Below are 23,451 nucleotides of genomic sequence, written 5' to 3' on the forward strand. Positions count from 1 at the left end.
GTGTAGAGAAGTCAAGTTTGGTATAGGCATTAAACACCCTAGCAATTTCATTAGTATCACTTCCAATTTTTGATTGCAAAATAGCAAGCATATGATTTAATACTTCTTTAAGTTCCACAAGCTGGGGATTTGATGGAACTTTGTCTATACGAGCCGTAAGATCACCATCTTCTACTGCTTTGGCGGTTTCTGTAGCTTCAAGTATCGCTTCTTTATCTTGTTGCAATGAGTGTTTTGTGCGCTCTATATTTTGATTGATCGCTTCAGCCATAAATCCAAGCTCATCGTTGGCAAATTTATGTCGCAAAACAGGAGGTGTAGAAACTTCATGATTGATGAACTTAAAGAAATCATGAAGAAACTTTTGAATCACGCTAACTGGTCCGATGAATTTTTTGATAATAAAATATAATACGATAAGTCCAAGTGCTCCCAAAATCAATGCTATCCATACCGAAGTAATAAAACTTTTATTAACAGCATCTGTAAAATCACTCTGCGTTGCTGCAACTACGATTGTCCAACCAAAAGGAAATTGCTTATAATAAGCAAGTCGTCTTTGATCAAGATTATTCACAAACTCTGCATAACCCTCCGGTGCCTTTTTAGTTAGATCAAAAACAGTTTTCTCTACAGGCGTCAAAGGTTTATCATGATTGATGGCATTTGGATTTTTATGGGAAAAAATTCGCCCTGTATCATCTGTGATGAAAATAGCCATACTAGGAAGTTCTGGACGCTCAAAATTCAAAAATCTCTTTTGAAAATCATCCACAAATATATCTAAACAAATTGCACCTAAAAAATTACCATTTTTATCTACAAGTGGGGCAGTAGCAGTAGCCAACATTTTGCCCTTATCTTTACCACTTTGGCTTACATATGTTGGAGTTACGATACCTTGAAGCTGTTTTGTTTCAAGATATTTTTTCTTGGTTTGGACATAATATGGACGCTCTAAATAATTAAAACCTGGCTCCGCTACCTCGTAATCACGTTTAAATGCTGCATTTAGTTCTTCATTATGCTCCACTAGTGCTTTTCCATTTTTCTCAAATATCACATAAACGGCGGAATATTTGATAAGTTCGGCAGTTTCTGCTAACACTGTTCGTTGTTTTACAATTCTCTCAGATTGATCAGAAATACTCTCCAATGCTAAAATTTGCTTCCGTAAAAAATCTAAATGTTGTTGCGCCTCGATATTCATCGTAATATTTATCGTTGTATACGATGCACTTAAAGCTCCCTGTTGAATACTCTGAAAAAGTTCTATGGTATTTTCGGAAGTCTTTTTGTAATTATAGATAGTGACCGTTGCAATCACGACAACAAAAATTGATAACATACATACAAGTAATTTATTACCTAAAGAAAATTTCATACTCTAAATACCCCCATGTGGTTTTATGATCCTGCGAATATAACAAAAAGATTCTTAAAAAATACAAAGATATCAAGGCATTTTTAAGCAAAAATCCCTTTATCGTAGCAATACGTCCTCTTTATGCTCTTAATTCTTGTTTAAAATACTTAATGGTTTTTTCAAGTCCTTCCTTAAGCTGTATGCTTGGCTCCCACTTTAATTCGCTTTGTGCAAGGCTAATATCGGGTTTTCTTTGTTTGGGATCATCTTGTGGCAATGGATGAAAACTAATTTTAGAATGAGATTTAGCAAGTTCTATAATATTTTTGGCAAGCTCTAGGATTGTAAATTCATTGGGATTTCCGATATTTACTGGTCCAAAAAATCCATCTCTACTTTCCATAAGTTTCATCATGCCACTAACGAGATCATCAACATAACAAAAACTGCGTGTTTGGCTACCATCACCATAAATACTTATATCCTCACCTTTTAGTGCCTGAATGATAAAATTACTCACCACACGCCCATCATTTGGGTGCATTCTAGGACCATAGGTATTAAAAATCCTCATAACCTTTATATTGACATTATGTTGTCTTTGGTAATCAAAAAACAATGTTTCTGCACACCTCTTGCCTTCATCATAGCATGCTCGTATGCCGATAGGATTGACTGCGCCACGATAACTTTCTATCTGTGGGTGGATTTCAGGATCGCCATACACTTCACTTGTGGATGCTTGTAAAATTTTTGCTCGTGTGCGCTTGGCAAGCCCTAGCATATTGATAGCACCCATCACAGAGGTTTTGGTTGTTTGCACGGGATCAAATTGATAATGCACTGGACTTGCTGGACAAGCGAGATTATAAATCTCATCAACCTCAACATACAGAGGGAAGGTCACATCATGTCGCATAAACTCAAAACGCGGATTGCTCAACAGATGCAAGATGTTACGTTTTGTGCCAGTAAAAAGATTATCCACACAAAGCACTTCATGTCCCTGCTCCAATAATCGCTCACATAAATGTGAGCCCAAAAACCCTGCCCCACCAGTTATTAGAATCTTTTTATATTGCATCCAATCTCCTTATATATCAAGATTTGTAAAAAGCATTATAACGCAAATTAAAGGATGATAAAATCAATACACAAAGAAATGCGCATAAAAGACAATCTTTTTCACAAAAGATATTAAAAACTACAAACTATCATTTATAGCCAAAAAATCTCAAATCCATAGAATCATCAATTACAAGATCCCTATGCTATTTTCTTGCGATAGAAATAATGCAATGGCACATACCAAATACTAGCCCAAAAACCAAGATACCATAATATAAAGCAAAAATGCCTATGAATAAAACTATGAGATTTACCAAATATAAACCAACTTAATGCAGGTAATGCAAAACAGACAATTAGGGCAATATAGAAACTCCTATAAACCTTATTGGTTTCGACAAAACAGACAAAAACGCTAATCCAAAAAAGAATAAGAAACAACTTTGTACCTGTTGTGATATAAATTGTGATGACATCCAATGCACTTGCATTAAGTGAATTTGCATAAACAGGATCAAACTCCTTTGAGTCACCACCAATCATCCTACGCAAAAAATCATGTTGATAAATATCCATAAAACCAATGTATAAATCCCCATTACCACGAATATAGGTATGTATTATAAATACAACCATAAACCCAACACAAGCAAGAATCAAAAATCCTAAGCCATATTCAAAGGCTCTGCCTTGAGCAATGCTCACAAAAGGTGGCGTAGATTCTGTGCGAGACAAAAGTCCATATATAAAGCTTATAATAAATGGACTAAGTGAAAAAAGTATAATACTTGTAATAAACTCATAACTCATACTAGCACGAAGAGCTATGGCAAGCATATAAGCCAAACACAATAAAGAAAACATCATTTTAGAAAGTTTATTGTGTGCTATTGCTATGTATAAACTAAATGCAATAATTGCAGGAAACAACCAAAAAGCAAGGCTAAAATACAGACTTCCACCAAGTTTTAGAGTCCATCCACTTACAAATGAAATGAAAAATATAATCCCAAAAGCTTTACAAAAAATTTTACCAAGCAAAAAGGCACAGACAAATACACATAAGGCACTAAGAAAGGTATTAAACATATAAAGTGGATTAATGCTTTCAAAACTAAATGCCTGATACAACCATGCATAGAAAAAACCCTGTATACCTATAGTTGAACGATAATGTCCAAAAGAATCTGGTTTGATACCTTCATATAAGATTCTTAATGTCCCATTACCATAAGTATCCTCTATATCTTTGGCAAAGACAAAACTTAGCCCATAACCCTCTAAGTCATAACCATATTGTTGCGCCAAAATTGTCGCTGGAATATGACTATCTACATCAGGGTAAGAGTTTGCCTTTGTATAGAAAAGCACACTTGTAATGCATACAATAACTACTGCTCCAAATAGAGCATACATTCTATTCTCTATGATAAAAGCCGTGTATCTCATCAATTTTGCGAGCAAAAGCACAACATTATTGTTTCTTGCGATAGACTCTTTACTCACTTTTCTCTCCTTCTTGATAATCATAGTCTGTGTTGATATACCATAAGTCGCATTCTTTACCTAGAATCTTATCTGCACACATCAACCCCATTAAAATACTATGATCTTGGTTATTGTATTTAAAACTGCCATTCCGACCTATAAAATACAAATCTTCAAAGCTATCAAGTGCATCATAGATTTTATGTAAATCTTCTTTGTAGCCTCTTTCATATATAGGATAGCTTTTATGAATTTTTAATACAGCTACATTTTTTATCAACCTAGAATCTGCCACAAGTTTAGATTCCAATAAGTCCTTCTTTGCCATACTGCTTAGGGCACTTTCATCTAGATTCCACAAAGGCTCATCATCATTAGCCCAATACTCAAGACATAAAATCACAGAATCTTTTCCACACCGCAAATCTTTTGTCCAATTAGCAAAATTTGTGATCCTGCCTGTTTGCGTATCTTTGCTATGCACATAAATCCAATTATCTTTAAACAATGAAGTGCCTAATGATGTATCATTTATAGTCTTTGTGTGAGCTTGTGTTTGAGAATCTTGCAAGCCTTGTGCTACTTCCATATACACCAAAATCGTGTTTCTAAACTTTAGTTTTTTAGCCAAATCTTTTGTCTTAGAATCTAATTCATCTAAAGATAGCACCATATCTCTAAAAGGTGCGGTCGAAATAACAATATCTCCGCTAAAATCTCCCTTATTTGTGATGATTCCAATAGCTTTTTTATTATGTGTTTTGATACCCACAACTTCAACATCACAATGTATCGTTCCACCACGTTTGATAATCTCATCTTTCATATTGCTATACACTACGCCACAACCTTTTTTAGGATAGCTAAATTCATCGACTAAAGTTTTATGTTTCTTCCCACCATCACCAAAAAATGCAGATTTTATAGCCTCATAGAGATTTAGTCCTTTTATACGCTGTGCGGCAAAATCAGAATCTAGCTCACTACCCTTGATTCCCCAAAGTTTTTCTGTGTAACCCTTAAAGAATATGCTATAAAGTCGGTAACCAAAAGCATTTGCCACCCAAGATTCAAAACTATCCCCTCTAAAAGGTAGGATTTTTGCCTTACAATAACTCAAAACGCACAGGGCAGATTCTATAAACCCAAGCTTAAGTAACGCATCAAATCCACGCAAAGGATAATAAAAAAACTTACGATTATAAAAGATTCTAGTAAGTCGTGAGACTTTCTCATATTCACCATTTGTATGTGAGTGCCAAAAATCATTAAGTCTTTTGTCCTTACTAAAAAACCTGTGTGGTCCAATATCCACGATTTGAGAAAACAACTCTATGCTCTTGCTCATACCACCAACTTGAGATTCTAGCTCAAAAATTTCTACGCTATATCCTGACTCGCTTAATATTCTAGCGGCACTAAGCCCAGCAGGTCCTGCACCAATGATTAATACTTTTTTAGAAGATTCTTGTGTCATTGCTATCCTTTTTATGAGATTGTTGTGTGTGAAAGTTTTGTAAAACTAAAATACTTGTGTCCTAAATAATTGCAGACAAAACTCATACCCACCCCACAAACATGTGCTACAAACTCCAAATGTTTTTGGTGTAATAAAAAATCTGTATATGATTCAAACAATGAACTTGCTTGTAGGTAAGTATGAAAAGTAGAAGTGAGAGTTTCTAAAAGAAGAAGTGTTGTAACACTTACAAACAAAGCCACAACCAATCCAAAGCTTGCTACGATACTAAAACGAACAAAGGCGAATTGCAAACTAATATTGCGAGGAAATATATATTTAGCAGAGAGTGCAAAATTTACAAAATGCCCTAAAATATAAGCGATAACCACACTATATGAAAAGTTTATATAAAAACTTATGTAATGCCTTGATATAAGATTTACAAACAAAGCCAAGAGTGCGACACAAAAATACTTTAGTAACTGCATCTTATTTCTTTTGTTAATATCTTGGGTTTGTATGCCAACGCAGAGCAGATGCAAGGATTGTTTCTAGCTTATAAAAATATGGATTCCAACCCAATATGTCTCTTGCTCTACTACTATCACCAATAAGTATGGCAGGATCTCCTATGCGCCTAGATTCTATAACATATGGGATTTTTTTACCACATAAATCTTGTGTGCATTCTAACAATTCAAAGATAGAAAACCCTTCCCCATTTCCAAGATTAAATACTTCACCTATTTTGCCATCTCTCTTAGCATCTAAAAAATACTTTAGCGCTAGAATATGTGCGCTTGCCAAATCATCAATATGAATATAATCACGCACACAAGATCCATCTTTTGTGGGATAATCATCACCAAAAATACTCAAAGACTCTCTTTGACCAAGTGCGGTTTGCAACAACAAAGGGATCAAATGTGTTTCTGGATTATGAGATTCACCAATATCAAAAAGCATACTTGCACCAGCGGCATTAAAATAACGCAATACCACATAATTTAATCCATAAGCATTATGAAAATCTCTCAACATGTTTTCTACCACGAGCTTTGAATAACCATAAGGATTAATTGGGTTTTGTATATGGGATTCTGTTATAGGCAAATGCAATGGGTTGCCGTATGTAGCACAAGTGGAACTAAAAATGATATTTTTTACATTAGCCCTACGCATAGATTCTAAAAGATTAAGAGAATTAGCAACATTATTACGATAATACTTGCTAGGATCATTCACACTCTCCCCAACATATGCATAAGCAGCAAAATGCATAACTGCCTCTATATCGTATGTATCAAAAACAGAATCTAATGTAGCCTTATCACTCAAATCAGCTTGTATAAAAGTAGTACGTAAGTGTGCATTTTGAAGTGAGCGAAGTAGCAATAAATCAGAGTTGGCTTGTGTTTGATATTGTGCTATATGTGGACTAAGGTTAGTGTCAGCAAAATGTTTGTCATTAGATTTTGATTCTTTAAAAGGATTATTTAAAGGGTATTTATGCCCCCCCCCCCCCGCACGCGGTAAATTCTGCCCTAATTGTGCAAGAAATTGTGTTAATGTAGCACCACTAGAAACATCTAATGATGTATATTGCAAAGATTCTTTATGTCCTAAGCTAAGATTATCTAATACAAGTGTCTCAAATCCTAGTGCATTAAGCAAGGCATTTGCATGAGAACCAATATACCCTGCCCCACCAGTTATTAGAATCTTTTTTGTTGTCATAGATTGCTGTGTCATTACATTCCTTGCATACAAAACTTTAATAATTATACTATGTCCTCTCTTAAAAGCTCCAATCTTTTAGAGAATCTTTGCCTGTCTTATCGCCGTAGTATCCACAAGCTCGACTACTTCACCACTTTGTAAATGCTCTAGGGCGACCACTTTGCCATTTTGTAGCACCTGTGCTAGATTCTTTTTGGTTTGTTGTGGATTTAGTGCCAAAAGTGTGTAGCGTAAGGATTCTATAATTTTTTGCTTAGAATCCACAAATCGCTCAAATCGCAATGCCTGATAAAATGGCAATACTTCCGCTTCTTTATCTTGCAAAAAAGCTCGTGCAACATTCACAAGATTTTGTCGCAAAAAAGCAACGTGCTCACATTGTGTGTATATGGTAGATTCTCTATTTTTTGCTTGTAAAAGCGCTAATACATGTTTTAGAATCTCATACTTTGAGGCATACAGGGACAAAAACATATTTTCATGCAATCTACACATTTCATCAAGACGCATAAGCCACTCTTGCGAATCTGGTAGAATCATCTCCATTGCCGCACTTGGAGTAGGTGCTCGCAAATCTGCCACAAAGTCTGAAATCATTGTATCTACCTCGTGTCCCACAGCACTTACTATCGGGGTGCGTGCGTGAAAAATCGCATCAGCCACCACCTCCTCATTAAACGCCCACAAATCTTGGATGCTACCGCCACCACGACCAATAACAATCACATCAAAAGCTTGTGGTGTGCCAAAAAAACGATCGGCATATGCGATATTACGCGCGATAGAATCTTTTGCTTCATCACCCTGCACAAGTGTATTTATCGCAACAATTTTTGTAAGTCTCCACCGCTTTTTGGCAACTTTTACCATATCTTGAAGTGCCGCACCACTAAGAGAAGTCAAAATCGCTATACGCTTAGGGTATGGTGGTATAGGCTTTTTAGATTTAAAATAGCCCTTTTGTTGCAATGTTTCTTTTAGTTGCTCAAAGCGCAGCGTAAGCTCACCCACACCCTCTGGAATCATACTCTTGCATTGAATCTGGTATTCTCCCCGCGGTGTATATACACTTATGCCGCCACTCACAACAACGCTTATGCCATCTTTTGGCTCAAATTTAAGCATATTGGCATTGCCACGAAACATTACACAACGCACTTGTGAATTTGCATCTTTGAGACTAAAATACATATGTCCACTTGTATGGATTGTGAGATTGCTAATCTCTCCTTGCACTTGAACTTGTAAAAATGTGCTATCCATAAGAGCCTTTATCTGTGCATTTAACTCACTAACACCAAGAATCATACCTATCCTTAATGCTTAATATGAAGTTTTTTCTTGTATTCACGCACGACAGATTCAAACTTACTAAGAAAAAATGGATTTTGTCCATTCATGTATTCTACAAGCATAGAGAGTTGCTTTTGTGTGAGATGCGTAACTGCCTTGTAACATATTTCATTAAAGCCATCATCATCGTTATTATCCACACTCTCTTGAATTGCTTGAGAATATTTAAGAAACATTTTTTTATCTTGTTCCTCTTGTTCATTATGTTTAAGGATCTCCCGATACAATGCTTCAAGCTCTTCAAATGGCATTTCTTTTAAGTATTCTTTGGAATACAAACCTGTAAGTGCTCTTACTTTGGCGACAAGTTCGAGTTTTTGAGGTATGTTGTTGTAATAATCTCGATATACATCATACAGATTTGAAGGCATAAAATCCTTAACTACCATAAGCTTCACGCGTGCCATTGTGAGAATCTGCTTACGTGTGGCGGGGTCTTTGAGCTTATCAATAGTTTGGTGCAAAAACTGCGTATCATTACGACGCTTTTCATAAAACTCCTCAAGCACCTTAAATTCTTCCTTTGGCAAACCTTTTAATACTGCGGCTATTTGGGAAAGCAAAATTTCTTGAAAACTTCTATAAGCAATATGAGAAATTTTTTGCATCTTGTGCATAGGCATATCTTTGAGTGCTATAGCTAGTAAATCATTTGCTTCATTACAATCAAACTTCATATATCCCTCTTGCAGACATTCTATGAGTGCTATGACATCATTTGCACAATCTTTGAGATTTTGTTTAAACTCCGTAAGCTCATCAATATCGAATAAAATGGAATTAGTCTTAATGCTTTTGTTATCATTAATGAGGTGAAAATATGATCCCAAAAGTTTTTTTGTAACTTCTTGATATATCTCTTGAATCTCTGTTGTTTCCATAGATTGTAGCGTATTTGAATCATAATCATGTCGTTTGAGAAATTCTATCATTCTATCACGACTAAGTGCCATTACAAGATTCCTTGTTGTAGTGTGCTATCTTGCAAGGCATAATAGACTTTAAGTATATCGCTATGTTCTTTGCTATCATGCACACGCAAAATATTTGCGCCATTTTGCACACCAATAAGATGTAGTGCGAGCGTTGATGCAAGGCGTTCAGACACTGCTTTGCCTGTAATTTGTCCTAAAGTATTTTTTCGACTAGCACCAAGCAAAAGAGGATATCCAAACCGCTTAAAATGCACAAGATGATTTACAAGTGCAAGATTTTGTGCGTCATTTTTGGCAAAGCCAAAACCCACATCTAAGATAATTTCCTTGCCTCCACTATGTATAACCTCATCAATTTTTCGCTCAAAAAATGTATCAATCTCCCCCAAAAAATCATCATATTGCGTAAGTGTTTGCATAGTCTCTGGTGTGCCCCTTGAATGCATAATAATCGCAGTTGCACCAAATGCAGCATTGACCCGTGCCATATCAGGATCGCTAAACCCACTCACATCATTAATGATATTAAAACCATTTTTAAGCGCAAACTCTGCGGTTTTTGGGTTGTAGGTATCAATGCTAAATTGCGTCTTTTTATATAATTGCTTAGAATCTATTTCTGCACACACTTCGCCTAAGCGTGCTATTTCCTCACAAGATTCTATATTTTGACTACCTGGACGCGAACTTGCCGCACCTATATCGATATATGCCACACCTTCTTCTAAAAGCTCATAAATACGCTCAATCGCTTCTTTGGAGCTTTTACGACTAGAAGCATAAAAACTATCTGGCGTAACATTGATAATCGCCATAATCTTGGTTTGTGTATCTAGGGGTGATTTGATGTGTGATTTAAGGTATGTAGCAAGATTTCTTAGCCCAAAATCTTGCGTAGAAAGCTTAGCAACAAGTCGCCTTAATTGAGATGCATTGGCAATGAGTAAGCCGACTTTTTCTCCTTTATAGAGAATCTGCTCACGAGGTGTAGCATACTCTGCACCCACGCTTAGTGCTTCTTGTTTTACAATCGCACTTGCCACATAACCCAAATCGTGCAATACAAAATAATACATTTGCGCCTTTTGTGCCATAATCTTATACCCCACCTCATCAGCACCCACGCGTTTTAGCACATCTAATGCTCTTGAAGTAGCTATGCGTGTAACTTGCATTATCGCACTCCTCGTTGTTTTTTGTGAATCTTTAAAAGCAAGGGTAAAAAAATATAGCTCTCTTTGGTGTATGAATCTGCTAATACAATAGCCTCGTCAAAAGCCTCTAACTCGGTGCGATCCAAACAAATTGCACTTGCATGCACTGCAAAAAGCAAGGCTTGAATATGATCTTTTATCTCTTGGATACTACTATTTTGTCTATCACATTCTCGCAAAAACTCATAAATAGCAGAAAGTGTGAGCTTTTTTATATCAAGCTCAAAAATAGGAAGTGTCTTTTTACTCTTGTGCATATGGATATGCAAACGCGAAAGAATCGTGGGCAATAACGCATTTTTGCTTGGTGCAATAAGCACAAAATGCATATTTTGTGGTGGCTCTTCAAGAATCTTGAGTAATGCATTTTGCGCTTCGATACTATAAGAAGGCGCTATAAGAATAAGAAATCGCTCCCTATCACTTGCAAGATAGCTTTGTGTAATCACTTCTCGCGCGTCATCTATGCGAAATTCAAGTTCCTTGCCTTTGCTATCTGTGGGATTAAAAATGACATAATCTCCTCTTTGTAGTGTCGCGGTGATATTATGCACAATCTCTTGAGGCTGTGCGCTAATATGCAACTCTCCAACAAAAAGTCCCATGCCTAAACCCTATGAAAGCTCTAGAGAAATCTGCCCAAAGACAACGCCACACAGCGCCCTTTCAAACAAACGATAAAGCTGCAAAAGCTTATAATCAAGCAAATCATCAAGTGAGCTTAGCCTAATAGTTTTAGTAGGCATATCTTGCCCATCAATAAGCCACATAAATGGCTCATGCATTGCAGGAAAAAGCGCAAAATCCCCACGAATAGTCTTTTTACCAATATACCAAAGCATATAATTCTTGGCAAAAGAATGCTCAAGCATTTTATTGATCGCACCAAAATGCCTATCAGGTGTGTTATTATAATTGAGATTCATATCAATCATAAAACCTAAAGATTCAACCTCAAAAATAGGAAAAAATGGGCGTGTTTTGCTGGGAAGATTGATGTTTTGTGTGATATATTTGCTAAACCATTGGCGTTGCGTATCAGTAAGCACCACCAAACTTCCGCCATGTAAAATATGCAAAAACACACGACGCAAAAGTGGGACAAGCCCTAATCTCTGCTCATGTAGCCAACCACTCATAATGCCTTTATTATCTTCTTGTATAATGGCTTCTTTGAGCCATACATCTAAACGCTCCATTACCACCTAATCCTATTTATCAAGCGCATACACATCATGCAGTGTGCGGACGGCTAATTCGGCATATTTGATATTTACAATCATGGAGATTTTTATCTCACTTGTGGCAATCATCATAATATTAATATTTTCTTTTGCCATAGCCTTAAAAGCGGTGCTTGCCACACCACTATGAGATTTCATACCAACACCCACGATAGAAACTTTTGCAATATCGCAGTCATACTCAATGCTTTGCACATCATTTTTGAAGCATTCAAGCACTTTTTTAGCAAGTTCTACTTCTGTTTGTGGGATAGTAAAATCAATATCTGTTTTGCCATCTCTACCAATGGTTTGCACAATCATATCCACATTGATATTTGCCTCTGCTAATGTGCTAAAAATCTCTGCTGCAATACCGGGTCTATCAAGTACATCAGCTATGCTTACTCTAGCTTGATTCTTATCCAATGCCACACCACTTACGATGGGTTTTTCCATAATATCCTCCTCATCTGTTATCAATGTCCCTTCACTAGCCGAAAACGAACTACGTGACACAAGCTTTACTTTAAGTTTTTTTGCTAACTCCACAGAACGATTAAGTAGCACTTTTGCACCCATAGATGCTAACTCTAGCATTTCATCATAGCTAATCTTATCAATCTTTTTAGCTTTAGATTCTATGCGCGGATCGGTAGTGTAGATTCCATCAACATCGGTATAAATCTCACACAAATCCGCATGCAAAGCACCAGCTAATGCAACCGCAGAGAGATCGCTACCACCACGCCCAAGCGTTGTAACCCCACCTTCTTCACTTATACCTTGAAACCCTGCAACTACCGCGACATAGCCTTCTTGCAAAAGTTTTTGTATGTGATTGGTATCAATATATTTAATACGTGCTTTGGTGTGCATATTTTCTGTAACAATTCCTGCACCACGCCCGCTTAAAGAAATTGCTTTTACCCCCTTAGATTCTAAAGCTATCGCTAAAAGTGCACTACTTACTCGTTCTCCAGAACTAAGAAGCATATCCACTTCACGCGTATTTGGCAGAGGGGAAAAAAAATGTGCGTATTCTAAAAGCATATCTGTCTGCCCACTCATAGCAGAAACAACTACGACCAAACCGCATTCATGATGATCTAGGGTTTGAATCACGCGTTGTGCGACATTCTCTATCCTTTCACACCCACCCATACTTGTGCCACCATATTTTTGCACAATTAACATTGTCTATCCTTAACACAGAATTTAGATTCATTAGTATTTTTACCACTAGCAGTCAAAAAAAAGAAAACGTAATCATAAAATGAAAATGCTTAAAGTTTTAGTAAGTATTCCCTTGCACCAAAAATACAAACGCGTTACAATGCCAAATACACAATAAAACAAAAGGCAAGAGAATGGATACAAAAAACAGGCACAGGCGATGTGGATTTTGTGGCAAAATGCCATTAAATGGGATCAATATTTTATTCATCGTACTAATTTGTGTCATTTTGTATGTGTTTAATCACTTTGAAATGAAGCAATACCGCGCACAAAAAACACAAGAAAAAGCACAACAACAAGCCAAAGCACAATTTGAAAAACTCAGCGATGAATGTTTTTTGCATAACAATCACCAATCTTGCGAGATTCTAAAAACTCTCCAATAGCACAAAATATAAGCATACAAACTTTTGGAATCTTTTTTGCTTTTTCTCTCACAATGTGCATATACCCAAAGGACAGAGGAACATCTTAAGGAGATAGTATGAAAAAATATCTTACGATTATATTTGGCTTTAGCGTAAGTTGCCTAAGTTTTGTATGGGCACAAAAAATTTCTGATCTCGCTCAAATCGTGGGTATTCGAGAAAACTCACTTGTGGGCTATGGACTTGTGATAGGACTAAATGGCACAGGGGATAAAAACGGCTCAAAATTTACCATGCAAAGTGTGGCAAATATGCTAGAGAGTATGAATGTCAAGGTTTCGGCAAATGACATCAAGTCAAAAAATGTCGCAGCGGTAATGGTAACAGCAAATATGCCAGCTTTTGCAAGAGCGGGAGATAAAATTGATATACAAGTTTCTTCTATTGGTGATGCGAAATCTATCAATGGTGGAACTTTGGTGCTTACACCACTAAGTGCGGTTGATGGCAATATTTATGCTCTTGCTCAAGGTGCTATCACACTTGGTGAAAGCAATAACGCACTCTCTGGCACACTCATAAATGGAGCAACGATTGAGCGTGAAGTAAGCTACAATATCTCTGCACAAGATTCTGCCACGCTTAGCCTCAAAAAATCCGATCTCCAAAATGCCGTAAAAATCCAACAAACACTCAATGAAACCTTTAATGCCAACGTTGCTCTTGCGCTAGATTCACGCACTATCAAACTCCAAAAACCACAACCTATGAATATGGTAGAGTTTCTCGCACTCGTAGAAGAAGTTGAGATTGATTATATACAAAAACAAAAAGTGATTATTGATGAAAAAAGTGGCACGATTGTAGCGGGATTAGGCATTACTATAGAGCCTATTGTGGTAACGCATGGGGATTTGACGCTCAAAATTTCTGATGAGATTCAAAGTGATCCAGAAGCACTCAATATCGGTGATGATGTGAGTATCTCCAAAGCACAAAGTGTCCTTGCTACCAATGGTAAAAAGCCTACAATCGCTAATGTGGTGCGTGCATTGCAAAAAATTGGTGCGAGTCCTAAAAATATCATCTCTATTCTTGAGACAATGAAAAAAAGTGGTGCAATTACTGCAGACATTGTGGTTATGTAACTAGATTAAGGAGTAGCAATGAATATATCAACGCAAAATGGTCTTAATGCTTATGAGAATCTAAAAGGTAATGCGCTCTTAGAGAATCTCAAAAATCGTGTGAAATCATCTTCAATCCAAAAACTCCAACACGAAGAAGATAAAAAACTTAGAGAACAAACAGATAATTTTGAAGCCTTGTTTTTGCAAATTATACTAAAAGACGCTATCAAAAACGAAAATCCACTCTACCCAAAACAACCTGGGAACGATATTTACCACTCTATGTATATTGAAAATCTCGCACAAAATCTTAGCGGAAGTTTTGGATATAGTGAGCTTTTATTTAATTATCTCAAAGATTTATAAAGATAATGCCAAAAGATTTACAAGAAACATCACTCAAAGAGAGTTTGTTAAGCCATAACCTCATAGAAAGTCTTGATACCAACGATAAACAAAAGGTGCTAGATTCACTCCTAGAGCTTATCAAAGGCACTTACCAACTAGAAGAGGAGTTTAAAAGCCTCAAAAACCTCTATAATAATGTCTTAGAGCTCCTCCCTCAAGCTATTTGGGTGCTTGAAAAAGATGGTAAGTTATTTTATCAAAACAATCAAGCCTACGCAATGCCAGAGATTCTTGCACTTATTCAAACAAGCCTTAGTCTCTCTTGTATTAAAATAGGAGAAATCTATGAAAGTGAGCTAGAATACAATAACAACGCCTATATGTTTAAAATTAGCCTTTTGAGTGATAAAACCATCATCACGGCATTTAATATCACAAACCAAAAACGCCAAGAACGCCTCGCGTCTATGGGGCAAGTTTCGGCACATTTAGCCCACGAGATTCGCAATCCCGTGGGATCTATTTCTATTCTTACCTCTACACTACTTAAGCGCGGTGATTCAACAATCCAACCTATCGCTACTGAAATTAAAAAATCTATTTGGCGTATTGAGCGACTTATCAACGCAACCCTCCTTTTTTCAAAGGGTATAAGTGTGAATAAAAAATTCCATACACTCCATGCCATAGAACAAGAATTAAAAGAATGTATTGCGCATTACACATATGCCAAAGATATTGAATTTATCTTTAGACTTGCTTCACAATCTGAAGTGTTAATAGACTTTGATTTATTTAGTATTGTGTTGCAAAATTTTGTCTTTAACGCAATTGACGCAATTGAAGAAAGCGATGAAGAACAAGGAATTGTGGAAATATGGTTTAGTCAAGATTCTCAAAAAAGTGTCTTTTATATTCGCGATAATGGTAAAACTATCGAGGATAAAAATGTGCTTTTTGAGCCTTTTAAAAGCACTAAACTAAAGGGTAATGGTTTAGGTTTGGCACTTAGCCAACAAATTGTCATAGCACACAATGGAAAGATCAACTTACAAGATAATGGAGAAAAAGTTTTTGAAATTGAAATTGCGCGTTAAATTTCACACACAATCCACAATTTATATCTACAATTCCCCCTACACTTTTAGGTGTATATCATTACATAAGGAGTAGTTTATGAAAAAAATACTAGCACTAAGTTTAGCAGGAAGTTTTCTTGTGAGCGGTTTGCTTTTTGGAGAAGATTTTACAAAAAAAAGCAATAAAGATCTCATAAGTCTCGCTGGAAAAATAAAGCCCAAAGATGTTCCACAATATAGATTAGAGATTGCTAAACGCATTGAGGATATGAGTGTCAAAGAAGCACGTGAATTTGAACAAAACATACGCGAACAAGCCCAAAAAGTCTATGATGGCATGAAAGTCAAAGAATTTCGTGATTACAAACATGAAGTGCATAAGGCAGTAAAAGAGTTTTGTCACGAAAACAAAGAGGAATGCAAGCTTATTCATCCGCCAAAACCACACGAATTACACGATGATCGTGATGATAAGCCAAAACCACCTAGAAAATAACGCCATATCGCGCTATGTCTTCAACATATAACACCAAAAAAAATGCCAATGGTGCTAAGGTTTTGCTCTTAGAAGATGATGGCGTATTGGCTGAAATCTTGTGTGAATTTTTGGAAAGTGAGGGGTTTAGTGTAGAATGGTGTCAAGATGCCTCAAGTGTGCTAAACCTCGCATACGAAAAGAATTTTGATATTTGGTTGCTTGATGTGAAGGTGCCCCTAGGAGATGATTTGAGTGCTTTCAAAGAACTTCCGGGTTTTGAAGTGCTAAAAACCTTACGCCAAGCAAATAAAAATACACCTTGTATTTTTCTCACTTCCCTTAATAGTGTGCAGGATTTGCAAATAGGATATAATGCAGGTTGTGATGATTTTTTACGCAAACCCTTTGAACTTGTAGAGCTAAGGCTTCGTATCCATACGTTGCTAAAACGATCTTTTGCGCATCGTAATACGCAAATGGAGGATTTTGGTAATGGTGTGAATTTTGATATCATCACCAAAACACTCTATAAAGATGGCAAGATTCTCTCTTTAACTAACAAAGAAACCGCCTTACTTAATCTCCTTTTACAATACCCAAATACCTATATCTCGCAAGATCGGATTTTTGAAGAGCTTTGGGATATGGGACAAGAACCAAGTGAGCTTTCATTACGCGCATATATCAAAAACCTACGCAAACTTATCGGCAAAGATAAAATCTTAAATCAACACAACAAGGGATATTGCTATGTCCGCTAACTCCACAAAACGCACTATCGCTAAGATTCTATCTTTGTATTTAGGCACAACGCTTGTGCTTTTGTGTGGGCTTTTTTATTTTTTTTACAAAAAAGAATCGCGCAATATTTATTATGAACAAGTCATTGCCTTACGGGAAATATCCCTAGAAATCCTTGAGATTCTCAAAAAATATCCTCCCGATGCTCTCAATGTAGCCATTACAGAAATTAGAGAATCCAAACAAGATATTGCCTTTGGAATCTTTGATAAAAAGGGATATGTCATATTTTCTAATCTCGTGCGTGATCCCACACAAGAAGAGTTTTTAGAGGGATTTTATAAGGTGGGTAATAAGGTCATCATAGATCCAGAAGCCTTTGTGCATCGTCACCAAAAAACCCCACATGTTCGATTGAGGATTTTTTTGCAAGATGATAGCGTGGATTCACTGATTATCAAAAATAATATCAAGCTTGGCGTGTATTTTGTAGCAATCCTTGTGGCTATGGGTATTGTGGCGTATATTTTGGTGCGATTATTTCTAAAACCCATTAATGACCACATACAACGGCTTGATACTTTTATCAAAGACACAACGCACGAGATTAACACACCAATTAGCATTATTCTCATGAGTATAGAAATGCTACATAATAAGCATTATAATCCCGATGATGCCAAAAAAATCACGCGTATAAAACTTGCCTCATTGCAATTAGAGCATATTTACCGCACCCTTGTGGCATATAATTTTCCACATAGTCTGCCACAACACACACAAAGACTACGCTTAGACCTTCTTTTGCAAGAACGAATAGAATTTTTTACGCCATTTTTTACACAAAAAAATCTCAAACTCAAAAGCGATATCACACCAGTATCTTTTCAAGCAAATCGCGAAAAAATCATCACACTTTTTGATAACCTTATAAGTAATGCTATTAAATACAACAAACATAATGGAGAGATTCACATCGCACTCCATAATCATCGCTTTGTGATTAAAGATAGTGGCAGTGGGATAGATTCCAAACATCAAGCAATGATTTTTGATCGCTTTGCACGATTTGATACGAGCGTTGGAGGATTTGGTATAGGATTAAGTCTTGTGCATGAAATATGCAAAGAATATGCTATCCAGATTCATGTGGAGAGTATCACAGAGGGTGGCACACACATAGGAAGTGCATTTGTGCTGACTTGGCACACAAAGAACACATATGAATCCTAACTCCCAAACCCCCTCAAATTTTATGCTAAAATCAAGTGCTGATGGGAGTTTTAGCGCATATAATGAAGCATTTGATGAATGCTATCATAGTCTTAAAGATGGTGCCCTGCAAGAAAGTCTATATAAACATGTCATACCAGCTTTTAGTGTGTGTAAGAGTCTACAAGAAATAACAATCTTAGATATTTGCTTTGGGCTTGGCTACAATACCTTTACAAACCTCTATTATCGTCAGATACACGCTCTACCTACACGCTTAGTGATATACTCTCCAGAGATTGATCATTCACTCATACAAAATCTCAAAAACTTCCCTTATCCAAAGGAATTTAATGTGCTACCTATCCAAGAAATCCTTACAGCACTGACAAATACAGGCACATACCAAGACACAAACACACATATAGAAGTGCATATTATCGACGCGTGTAAATACATACATACTATAGCAACACATAGTATCGATGTGGTTTATCAAGATGCCTTTAGCCCTAGCAAAAACCCTACACTTTGGAGCAAAGATTTTTTTGCGCAATTATATAGAATCTTGCGCCCAAATGGTATACTCACCACCTATTCCCAAAGCTCTAGCATACGAAAAAATGCCCTTGCATGTGGATTTTTGGTCTATGATTGCACACACAAAGAGAAACTAGTGCGTAGCGGAAGCGTGATGAGCAAGAGTGCATTAAACTTGCCTCACTATCACCTAAAGCCCTATAACAAAGTCTAGCATTCAAAGTAATAAGCACAAACACATATTTTATTTGCTACAATACCAAGGATGACATATCGTGATGTATGCAAGGAGGTAGCATGAATGTATTTTTGAAACGAAATGGGCTTGTTGTGCGCCAAGAACTTGATACAACCAAACATATTTCCGAACAGATTCTATGGATTGACTTATTCAAGCCTACAAGCGTTGAAGTGGATTATATTGCCAACACGTATCATCTTGACATTCCAACCAAAGAAGAACGCGAGGAGATCGAGCAATCTGCACGATATTGGGAAGACAGCGAATCTATTACGATTAATACCTACTTTTTGGTGCGCACCCAACAAAATCTCGTCAATGAAACCATTACCTTTATTTTGCACAAAAATATTCTTTTTACGATTCGATATAGCGAACTTAAAGTCTTTGAGGAGATTCAACAAATTGTGTTTGCTAGTCCCAAAATTTTTGAAGATGGGTTTGATTTGGTGAGCAAGATGTTTGAAGCGCGTGTGGAAAAAGACGCGGACTTATTAGAATCTGTAGCCAAAGAAACAAGAATCTTGCGTAAAAATGTCTTTAATGAAGAACTTATAGATTATAAGCAGATGCTAGAAGCCCTCTCTAATCTCCAAGAACTCAATATGAGTGTGCGAGATTCACTCTTTGATAAACGCCGCGCAATTACTGCAATGCTTAGGAGCAACAAACCAGATTCAGAAATCAAGCAAAACCTAACCATTGTGCTAAAAGACCTCAATTCACTTGTGGAATTTAATACCGTCAATATGCACGCGCTTGATAATATCCAAACCATTCTTACTAACCAAATTAATATTGAGCAAAACAAAACTATCAAACTCTTTACCGTGGTAACCGTGGCTATGATGCCTCCCACACTCATTGGCACAATTTATGGTATGAACTTCGATTATATGCCAGAGATACACTTAGAATATGCATATCCTGTGGTGCTTGTCATTATGATTCTCTCAACAATCTTTCCTATCGTATATTTTAAGAAAAAAGGGTGGTTATAAATGGAGGTTTTTGCTTGGATTTTTGATCCTAGCGCGTGGATGGCATTGCTTACGTTAAGTATTATGGAGATTGTTTTAGGCATTGATAATATCATTTTTATTGCGGTGCTTGTTTCAAAACTTCCAAAACATTTGCGACAAAAAGCGCGTATCTTGGGCTTGGCTCTTGCGATGATTACGCGCATAGCATTACTTAGCCTTATTTTTGTCCTCTCTAAACTCACTACGCCACTTTTTAACATCGGAGAGTTTGCTATCTCGGGGCGTGATTTGGTGCTATTTTTGGGTGGGCTTTTCCTCATCTACAAAGCCACTATCGAGATTCATCAAATGGCACAAGGCGATAAACAAACTCAGAATATCACATACACAAACGCCTTTAGTTTAGTGCTTATACAAATCGCCTTGCTTGATATTGTATTTTCCCTAGATTCTGTGATTACGGCAGTGGGTATGGCAGAAAACCTTGCGGTAATGGTGCTTGCGATTATTATAGCTGTGGGCGTGATGATGCTAGCCTCCAAAAGTATTTCGGAGTTTGTAGAACAAAATCCCACTATAAAAATTCTTGCTCTAGCATTTTTAATTCTCATTGGTGTGGCACTTGTGGCTGATGGATTGCATTTTCATATACCAAAGGGGTATTTGTATTTTGCTATTGCCTTTTCTCTTGGTGTAGAATGTATAAACCTTTGGCTTAGCAAAAAACATAATAAAAAGTCCTTGCGCACGAATGATACAACCTCTATACATACCACAATGCGAGATTCACACAAATGAGGCTTTGGTTTTTTTATTTTGGTTTGGCAGCGTGTGTGTTAGGATATATATTTATCGGACTCGGTGTCGTGCTTTTCCCTATAAGTATTTTTTGCCTTATGTATGCAGGTATATATAATACAGGCTTTTGGATTATGCTAGTAGGCAACATTCTTGGCTTTAGTATGAGCTTGTTTCTTGTTGTCAAAAAAATTGCAACAATGCTTGTGTGAATCCTATCGCAACAAACGCCCAAAAGGTAGTGCTTGTAGTATAAGTTTTTGATTAATGATATCAAAGTGGGTGCGTAAATATCGCTCTTGCTTTGTCATAGGATAGGCTATATTCCATTCTTGCATTTGTGTCAAAGTCTTAGAATCTAGGGGAATGTTATACATTTTTACCATATATAAATAACTACGCGCTATGTAGCCTTTAGAGTACATCGCCGGATAAAATCTTTGTGCTTTTGTATCCACATACACTTGACATGATCCATATTGCGTAAAACGCAAGGATTTTGGTGCGTTGGCATATGTGTAATTGCCCCTATCACGATTAATTTTTGCCAATGTTGGGACAATATTTTGCACATCAGATTCCATTTTTTGAAAAAATGGATCTTTGCGACAATTCTTACGACCACCATATGTCCAACACGCAAGGTGTTTGCCAAAGGTATGAGCAGGCATAATATGCTCCCATTCTATTGCCTTGGCGTCTTTGATGTCAGAGGGTTTTGGTTGTAAGTGTGGTTTTCCATTCTTTAACCGCACACTAAAAGGGGTATGACAATAAAAATCTTTTTGAAATGAAGAATCTAAGAAAAAATAGAGGTATTTTAATTCTCTTTTGGCGTCAGAAAATGTAGGTTTAGCGACTAAAGGCGATGCCCAAAGGGCAATCACCGCTAGGGTATGGGCTATGCAATGCCACATACTTATTTTACAGGGTGTAACTCATTTGCATAAAATGACACAGAGCTTATGCCCTCTTTAGTTGCCCACTCATATGCTTTGGATACAAATTCCCAATTAATGTGATTCCAAAATTTTTCTAAATATGCAGGGCGTGCATTTCTATGATCAATGTAGTAAGCGTGTTCCCACACATCAACTACAAGTAGAGGGATTTTAGATTCTGTGATTGGAGTTTGAGCGTTGCTTGTTTGCACGATCTCAAGTTTTTTGTTTGCTGTGTTATACACAAGCCAATTCCAACCAGAACCAAAAAGCGTCGTGCTAGAAGCGATAAATTTTTCTTTGAATCCATCAAGTGATCCAAACTCTGCATCAATAGCTGCTTTTAATTCAGCGCTTGCATTGCTACCTTTTGGTGCTATACAATCCCAATAAAAATCGTGATTATATACTTGTGCTGCGTTGTTAAATACACCACCATTTGAACCTAAAATAATATCTACCAAACCTTTAGAGGCAAACTCTGTGTTAGCGATAAGATTATTAAGGTTATTTACATAAGTTTGATGATGTTTGCCATAATGATAGCTAAACGCCTCTGGACTCAAAAAATCTCCGAAATCTTTGTCGCTGTAAGGTAATGTGCGTAAAGTAAACATATTTTTCTCCTTGCTTATAATTGCTGCTTAAAAAGCTCGGGCATTCTAACATTATAAAGGTTACATTTCCTTTAATGTAAGTGCTACAATCTATGCTAAAATTTCGTATGCAATTTTATAGGGAGTTTATCAAATGGTGGTGTTTATTACAGGGGCTTCAGTAGGGTTTGGGGAAGCAAGTGCGAAAACATTTGTCCAAAATGGGCATAAAGTCATCTTACTAGCACGCAGAATAAAAAAACTCAAAGCTTTGCAAGAGACATTAGGTGGTCAGAAAAGTGCGCAAATTATCGCGTGTGATGTGCGTGATATTGCACACATAGAATCTGCCTTACGCAATCTCCCAAAGGATTTTCAAGATATTGATGTGCTTGTCAATAATGCCGGACTTGCGCTAGGACTACAAAGTGCAGATAAAGCAAATATCGCGGATTGGGAAGAGATGATTGCAACAAATGTCCTTGCTCTTGTGCGATTAACGCGTTTAGTATTGCCCCAAATGGTAGCGCGCAAAAAAGGGCATATCATCAACATAGGCTCTATTGCGGGGCAATACCCATATCCCGGAGGCAATGTCTATGGTGCTACCAAAGCCTTTGTGCGACAATTTTCTCTTAATTTACGCGCGGATTTGTATGACAAACATATCCGTGTGAGTAATATCGAGCCGGGCTTATCGGGTGGGAGTGAATTTTCGCTCGTGCGTTTTAAGGGCGATGAGAATCTTGCAAATGCTGTGTATGCAGGCACTAAGCCACTTTTGCCAGAAGATATTGCTGAAGCGATATTTTGGGTAGCGACATTACCTAGTCACGTCAATGTCAATACAATTGAGATTATGCCTACCACTCAAGCTCCAGCAGCACTCAACGTTTATAAGGAGTAAG

The 23,451-nt window shown here is 36.9% G+C and carries 26 protein-coding genes; 12 read left to right on the plus strand and 14 right to left on the minus strand.

The genetic code is table 11. The features are described from left to right. The 12 genes from C6H22_RS04085 to C6H22_RS04145 form a co-directional block, all read right to left on the minus strand. Positions 1–1,384, minus strand: a 1,384-nt coding sequence (locus C6H22_RS04085; protein WP_104694071.1) for a HAMP domain-containing protein, incomplete at its 3' end; no start/stop codon positions are given. A gap of 121 nt (positions 1,385–1,505) precedes the next feature. Then, positions 1,506–2,450, minus strand: a complete 945-nt coding sequence (locus C6H22_RS04090) for a UDP-glucuronic acid decarboxylase family protein (protein WP_104694072.1) — start codon at positions 2,448–2,450, stop codon at positions 1,506–1,508. Between the two features lie 182 nt (positions 2,451–2,632). Next, positions 2,633–3,940 (minus strand): hypothetical protein, encoded by a 1,308-nt coding sequence (locus tag C6H22_RS04095; protein WP_104694073.1) that lies wholly within the window; start codon positions 3,938–3,940, stop codon positions 2,633–2,635. Continuing rightward, positions 3,933–5,399, minus strand: a complete 1,467-nt coding sequence (locus C6H22_RS04100; RefSeq protein ID WP_104694074.1) for an FAD-dependent oxidoreductase — start codon at positions 5,397–5,399, stop codon at positions 3,933–3,935. Before C6H22_RS04100 ends, C6H22_RS04095 begins: the two co-directional genes overlap by 8 nt. An 11-nt stretch (positions 5,400–5,410) precedes the next feature. Further along, entirely contained in the window at positions 5,411–5,872 is a 462-nt protein-coding gene (locus tag C6H22_RS04105) for a GtrA domain-containing protein (RefSeq protein WP_104694075.1), read from the minus strand. A 13-nt stretch (positions 5,873–5,885) separates the two neighbouring features. Then, a complete protein-coding gene (gene galE, locus C6H22_RS04110) occupies positions 5,886–7,136 on the minus strand; it encodes a UDP-glucose 4-epimerase GalE (RefSeq protein ID WP_233707029.1) in 1,251 nt (416 codons plus the stop codon). A 63-nt stretch (positions 7,137–7,199) separates the two neighbouring features. After that, a complete protein-coding gene (gene xseA, locus C6H22_RS04120) occupies positions 7,200–8,432 on the minus strand; it encodes an exodeoxyribonuclease VII large subunit (protein WP_233707030.1) in 1,233 nt (410 codons plus the stop codon). 8 nt (positions 8,433–8,440) lie between these two features. Continuing rightward, positions 8,441–9,430 carry a hypothetical protein gene (locus C6H22_RS04125; RefSeq protein ID WP_104694077.1) on the minus strand — a complete coding sequence of 330 codons (990 nt, stop codon included), beginning with the start codon at positions 9,428–9,430 and terminating at the stop codon, positions 8,441–8,443. Continuing rightward, positions 9,430–10,587 (minus strand): dihydropteroate synthase, encoded by a 1,158-nt coding sequence (gene folP, locus C6H22_RS04130; protein WP_233707031.1) that lies wholly within the window; start codon positions 10,585–10,587, stop codon positions 9,430–9,432. Before folP ends, C6H22_RS04125 begins: the two co-directional genes overlap by 1 nt. Continuing rightward, a complete protein-coding gene (locus tag C6H22_RS04135) occupies positions 10,587–11,231 on the minus strand; it encodes a DNA polymerase III subunit delta' (protein ID WP_104694078.1) in 645 nt (214 codons plus the stop codon). Before C6H22_RS04135 ends, folP begins: the two co-directional genes overlap by 1 nt. A gap of 9 nt (positions 11,232–11,240) precedes the next feature. Continuing rightward, entirely contained in the window at positions 11,241–11,825 is a 585-nt protein-coding gene (locus C6H22_RS04140) for a HobA family DNA replication regulator (RefSeq protein WP_104694079.1), read from the minus strand. 12 nt (positions 11,826–11,837) lie between these two features. Beyond that, positions 11,838–13,046, minus strand: coding sequence for an aspartate kinase (locus C6H22_RS04145; RefSeq protein ID WP_104694080.1), 1,209 nt, complete (start codon positions 13,044–13,046; stop codon positions 11,838–11,840). 173 nt (positions 13,047–13,219) lie between these two features. Between C6H22_RS04145 and C6H22_RS04150 the strand changes: the two genes are divergently transcribed. From C6H22_RS04150 to C6H22_RS04200, 11 genes are all read left to right on the plus strand, one after another. Next, entirely contained in the window at positions 13,220–13,474 is a 255-nt protein-coding gene (locus tag C6H22_RS04150) for a hypothetical protein (protein WP_104694081.1), read from the plus strand. A gap of 98 nt (positions 13,475–13,572) precedes the next feature. Continuing rightward, positions 13,573–14,604, plus strand: coding sequence for a flagellar basal body P-ring protein FlgI (locus C6H22_RS04155; RefSeq protein ID WP_104694082.1), 1,032 nt, complete (start codon positions 13,573–13,575; stop codon positions 14,602–14,604). Positions 14,605–14,622: 18 nt separating this feature from the next. Continuing rightward, entirely contained in the window at positions 14,623–14,952 is a 330-nt protein-coding gene (locus C6H22_RS04160; RefSeq protein ID WP_104694083.1) for a rod-binding protein, read from the plus strand. A gap of 5 nt (positions 14,953–14,957) precedes the next feature. Further along, on the plus strand, positions 14,958–16,031 hold the full coding sequence (locus C6H22_RS04165; RefSeq protein ID WP_104694084.1) for a sensor histidine kinase: 1,074 nt from the start codon (positions 14,958–14,960) through the stop codon (positions 16,029–16,031). 79 nt (positions 16,032–16,110) lie between these two features. Next, on the plus strand, positions 16,111–16,509 hold the full coding sequence (locus C6H22_RS04170; RefSeq protein ID WP_104694085.1) for a DUF1104 domain-containing protein: 399 nt from the start codon (positions 16,111–16,113) through the stop codon (positions 16,507–16,509). A gap of 14 nt (positions 16,510–16,523) precedes the next feature. Then, positions 16,524–17,252 carry a response regulator transcription factor gene (locus C6H22_RS04175; RefSeq protein WP_104694086.1) on the plus strand — a complete coding sequence of 243 codons (729 nt, stop codon included), beginning with the start codon at positions 16,524–16,526 and terminating at the stop codon, positions 17,250–17,252. Next, a complete protein-coding gene (locus C6H22_RS04180; protein WP_104694087.1) occupies positions 17,242–18,465 on the plus strand; it encodes a sensor histidine kinase in 1,224 nt (407 codons plus the stop codon). Before C6H22_RS04175 ends, C6H22_RS04180 begins: the two co-directional genes overlap by 11 nt. Further along, on the plus strand, positions 18,455–19,198 hold the full coding sequence (locus C6H22_RS04185) for a tRNA (5-methylaminomethyl-2-thiouridine)(34)-methyltransferase MnmD (protein ID WP_104694088.1): 744 nt from the start codon (positions 18,455–18,457) through the stop codon (positions 19,196–19,198). Before C6H22_RS04180 ends, C6H22_RS04185 begins: the two co-directional genes overlap by 11 nt. A 68-nt stretch (positions 19,199–19,266) precedes the next feature. Next, on the plus strand, positions 19,267–20,226 hold the full coding sequence (gene corA / locus C6H22_RS04190; protein ID WP_382275635.1) for a magnesium/cobalt transporter CorA: 960 nt from the start codon (positions 19,267–19,269) through the stop codon (positions 20,224–20,226). Then, positions 20,227–21,006, plus strand: coding sequence for a TerC family protein (locus C6H22_RS04195; protein WP_104694090.1), 780 nt, complete (start codon positions 20,227–20,229; stop codon positions 21,004–21,006). It begins immediately after the preceding gene. Continuing rightward, positions 21,003–21,218: a hypothetical protein gene (locus C6H22_RS04200; protein ID WP_104694091.1), complete on the plus strand. Its 216-nt coding sequence runs from the start codon at positions 21,003–21,005 to the stop codon at positions 21,216–21,218. The genes C6H22_RS04195 and C6H22_RS04200 overlap by 4 nt, the downstream gene beginning before the upstream one ends. A 3-nt stretch (positions 21,219–21,221) precedes the next feature. Here the strand turns inward: C6H22_RS04200 and C6H22_RS04205 are convergent, their stop codons facing one another. Both C6H22_RS04205 and sodB read right to left on the minus strand, forming a co-directional pair. Next, the gene (locus C6H22_RS04205; protein ID WP_233707034.1) at positions 21,222–21,923 is read right to left on the minus strand and encodes an endonuclease; all 702 of its coding nucleotides are present in this window, start codon (positions 21,921–21,923) and stop codon (positions 21,222–21,224) included. Positions 21,924–21,925: 2 nt separating this feature from the next. Further along, on the minus strand, positions 21,926–22,564 hold the full coding sequence (sodB, locus tag C6H22_RS04210; protein ID WP_104694092.1) for a superoxide dismutase [Fe]: 639 nt from the start codon (positions 22,562–22,564) through the stop codon (positions 21,926–21,928). Between the two features lie 133 nt (positions 22,565–22,697). Here sodB and C6H22_RS04215 point away from each other — a divergent pair, with 133 nt between their 5' ends. Then, the gene (locus C6H22_RS04215; protein WP_104694093.1) at positions 22,698–23,450 is read left to right on the plus strand and encodes an SDR family NAD(P)-dependent oxidoreductase; all 753 of its coding nucleotides are present in this window, start codon (positions 22,698–22,700) and stop codon (positions 23,448–23,450) included. The last annotated feature ends 1 nt before the right edge of the window (position 23,451 follow it).

It is taken from the genome of Helicobacter equorum, from assembly GCF_900198655.1.
In the GTDB taxonomy this organism is placed as follows: Bacteria; Campylobacterota; Campylobacteria; order Campylobacterales; family Helicobacteraceae; genus Helicobacter_F; species Helicobacter_F equorum.

Coding starts and splice junctions, on each gene's coding strand:
- C6H22_RS04180 (WP_104694087.1), top strand. CDS start 17,242: ATGTCCGCTAACTCCACAAAACGCACTATCGCTAAGATTCTATCTTTG.
- C6H22_RS04200 (WP_104694091.1), top strand. CDS start 21,003: ATGAGGCTTTGGTTTTTTTATTTTGGTTTGGCAGCGTGTGTGTTAGGA.
- C6H22_RS04170 (WP_104694085.1), top strand. CDS start 16,111: ATGAAAAAAATACTAGCACTAAGTTTAGCAGGAAGTTTTCTTGTGAGC.
- C6H22_RS04090 (WP_104694072.1), bottom strand. CDS start 2,450: ATGCAATATAAAAAGATTCTAATAACTGGTGGGGCAGGGTTTTTGGGC.
- C6H22_RS04125 (WP_104694077.1), bottom strand. CDS start 9,430: ATGGCACTTAGTCGTGATAGAATGATAGAATTTCTCAAACGACATGAT.
- C6H22_RS04150 (WP_104694081.1), top strand. CDS start 13,220: ATGGATACAAAAAACAGGCACAGGCGATGTGGATTTTGTGGCAAAATG.
- C6H22_RS04185 (WP_104694088.1), top strand. CDS start 18,455: ATGAATCCTAACTCCCAAACCCCCTCAAATTTTATGCTAAAATCAAGT.
- C6H22_RS04175 (WP_104694086.1), top strand. CDS start 16,524: ATGTCTTCAACATATAACACCAAAAAAAATGCCAATGGTGCTAAGGTT.
- C6H22_RS04155 (WP_104694082.1), top strand. CDS start 13,573: ATGAAAAAATATCTTACGATTATATTTGGCTTTAGCGTAAGTTGCCTA.
- C6H22_RS04160 (WP_104694083.1), top strand. CDS start 14,623: ATGAATATATCAACGCAAAATGGTCTTAATGCTTATGAGAATCTAAAA.
- C6H22_RS04165 (WP_104694084.1), top strand. CDS start 14,958: ATGCCAAAAGATTTACAAGAAACATCACTCAAAGAGAGTTTGTTAAGC.
- C6H22_RS04205 (WP_233707034.1), bottom strand. CDS start 21,923: ATGTGGCATTGCATAGCCCATACCCTAGCGGTGATTGCCCTTTGGGCA.
- C6H22_RS04140 (WP_104694079.1), bottom strand. CDS start 11,825: ATGGAGCGTTTAGATGTATGGCTCAAAGAAGCCATTATACAAGAAGAT.
- C6H22_RS04100 (WP_104694074.1), bottom strand. CDS start 5,399: ATGACACAAGAATCTTCTAAAAAAGTATTAATCATTGGTGCAGGACCT.
- C6H22_RS04215 (WP_104694093.1), top strand. CDS start 22,698: ATGGTGGTGTTTATTACAGGGGCTTCAGTAGGGTTTGGGGAAGCAAGT.
- corA (WP_382275635.1), top strand. CDS start 19,267: ATGCAAGGAGGTAGCATGAATGTATTTTTGAAACGAAATGGGCTTGTT.
- xseA (WP_233707030.1), bottom strand. CDS start 8,432: ATGATTCTTGGTGTTAGTGAGTTAAATGCACAGATAAAGGCTCTTATG.
- C6H22_RS04135 (WP_104694078.1), bottom strand. CDS start 11,231: ATGGGACTTTTTGTTGGAGAGTTGCATATTAGCGCACAGCCTCAAGAG.
- folP (WP_233707031.1), bottom strand. CDS start 10,587: ATGCAAGTTACACGCATAGCTACTTCAAGAGCATTAGATGTGCTAAAA.
- C6H22_RS04195 (WP_104694090.1), top strand. CDS start 20,227: ATGGAGGTTTTTGCTTGGATTTTTGATCCTAGCGCGTGGATGGCATTG.
- sodB (WP_104694092.1), bottom strand. CDS start 22,564: ATGTTTACTTTACGCACATTACCTTACAGCGACAAAGATTTCGGAGAT.
- C6H22_RS04145 (WP_104694080.1), bottom strand. CDS start 13,046: ATGTTAATTGTGCAAAAATATGGTGGCACAAGTATGGGTGGGTGTGAA.
- C6H22_RS04105 (WP_104694075.1), bottom strand. CDS start 5,872: ATGCAGTTACTAAAGTATTTTTGTGTCGCACTCTTGGCTTTGTTTGTA.
- galE (WP_233707029.1), bottom strand. CDS start 7,136: ATGACACAGCAATCTATGACAACAAAAAAGATTCTAATAACTGGTGGG.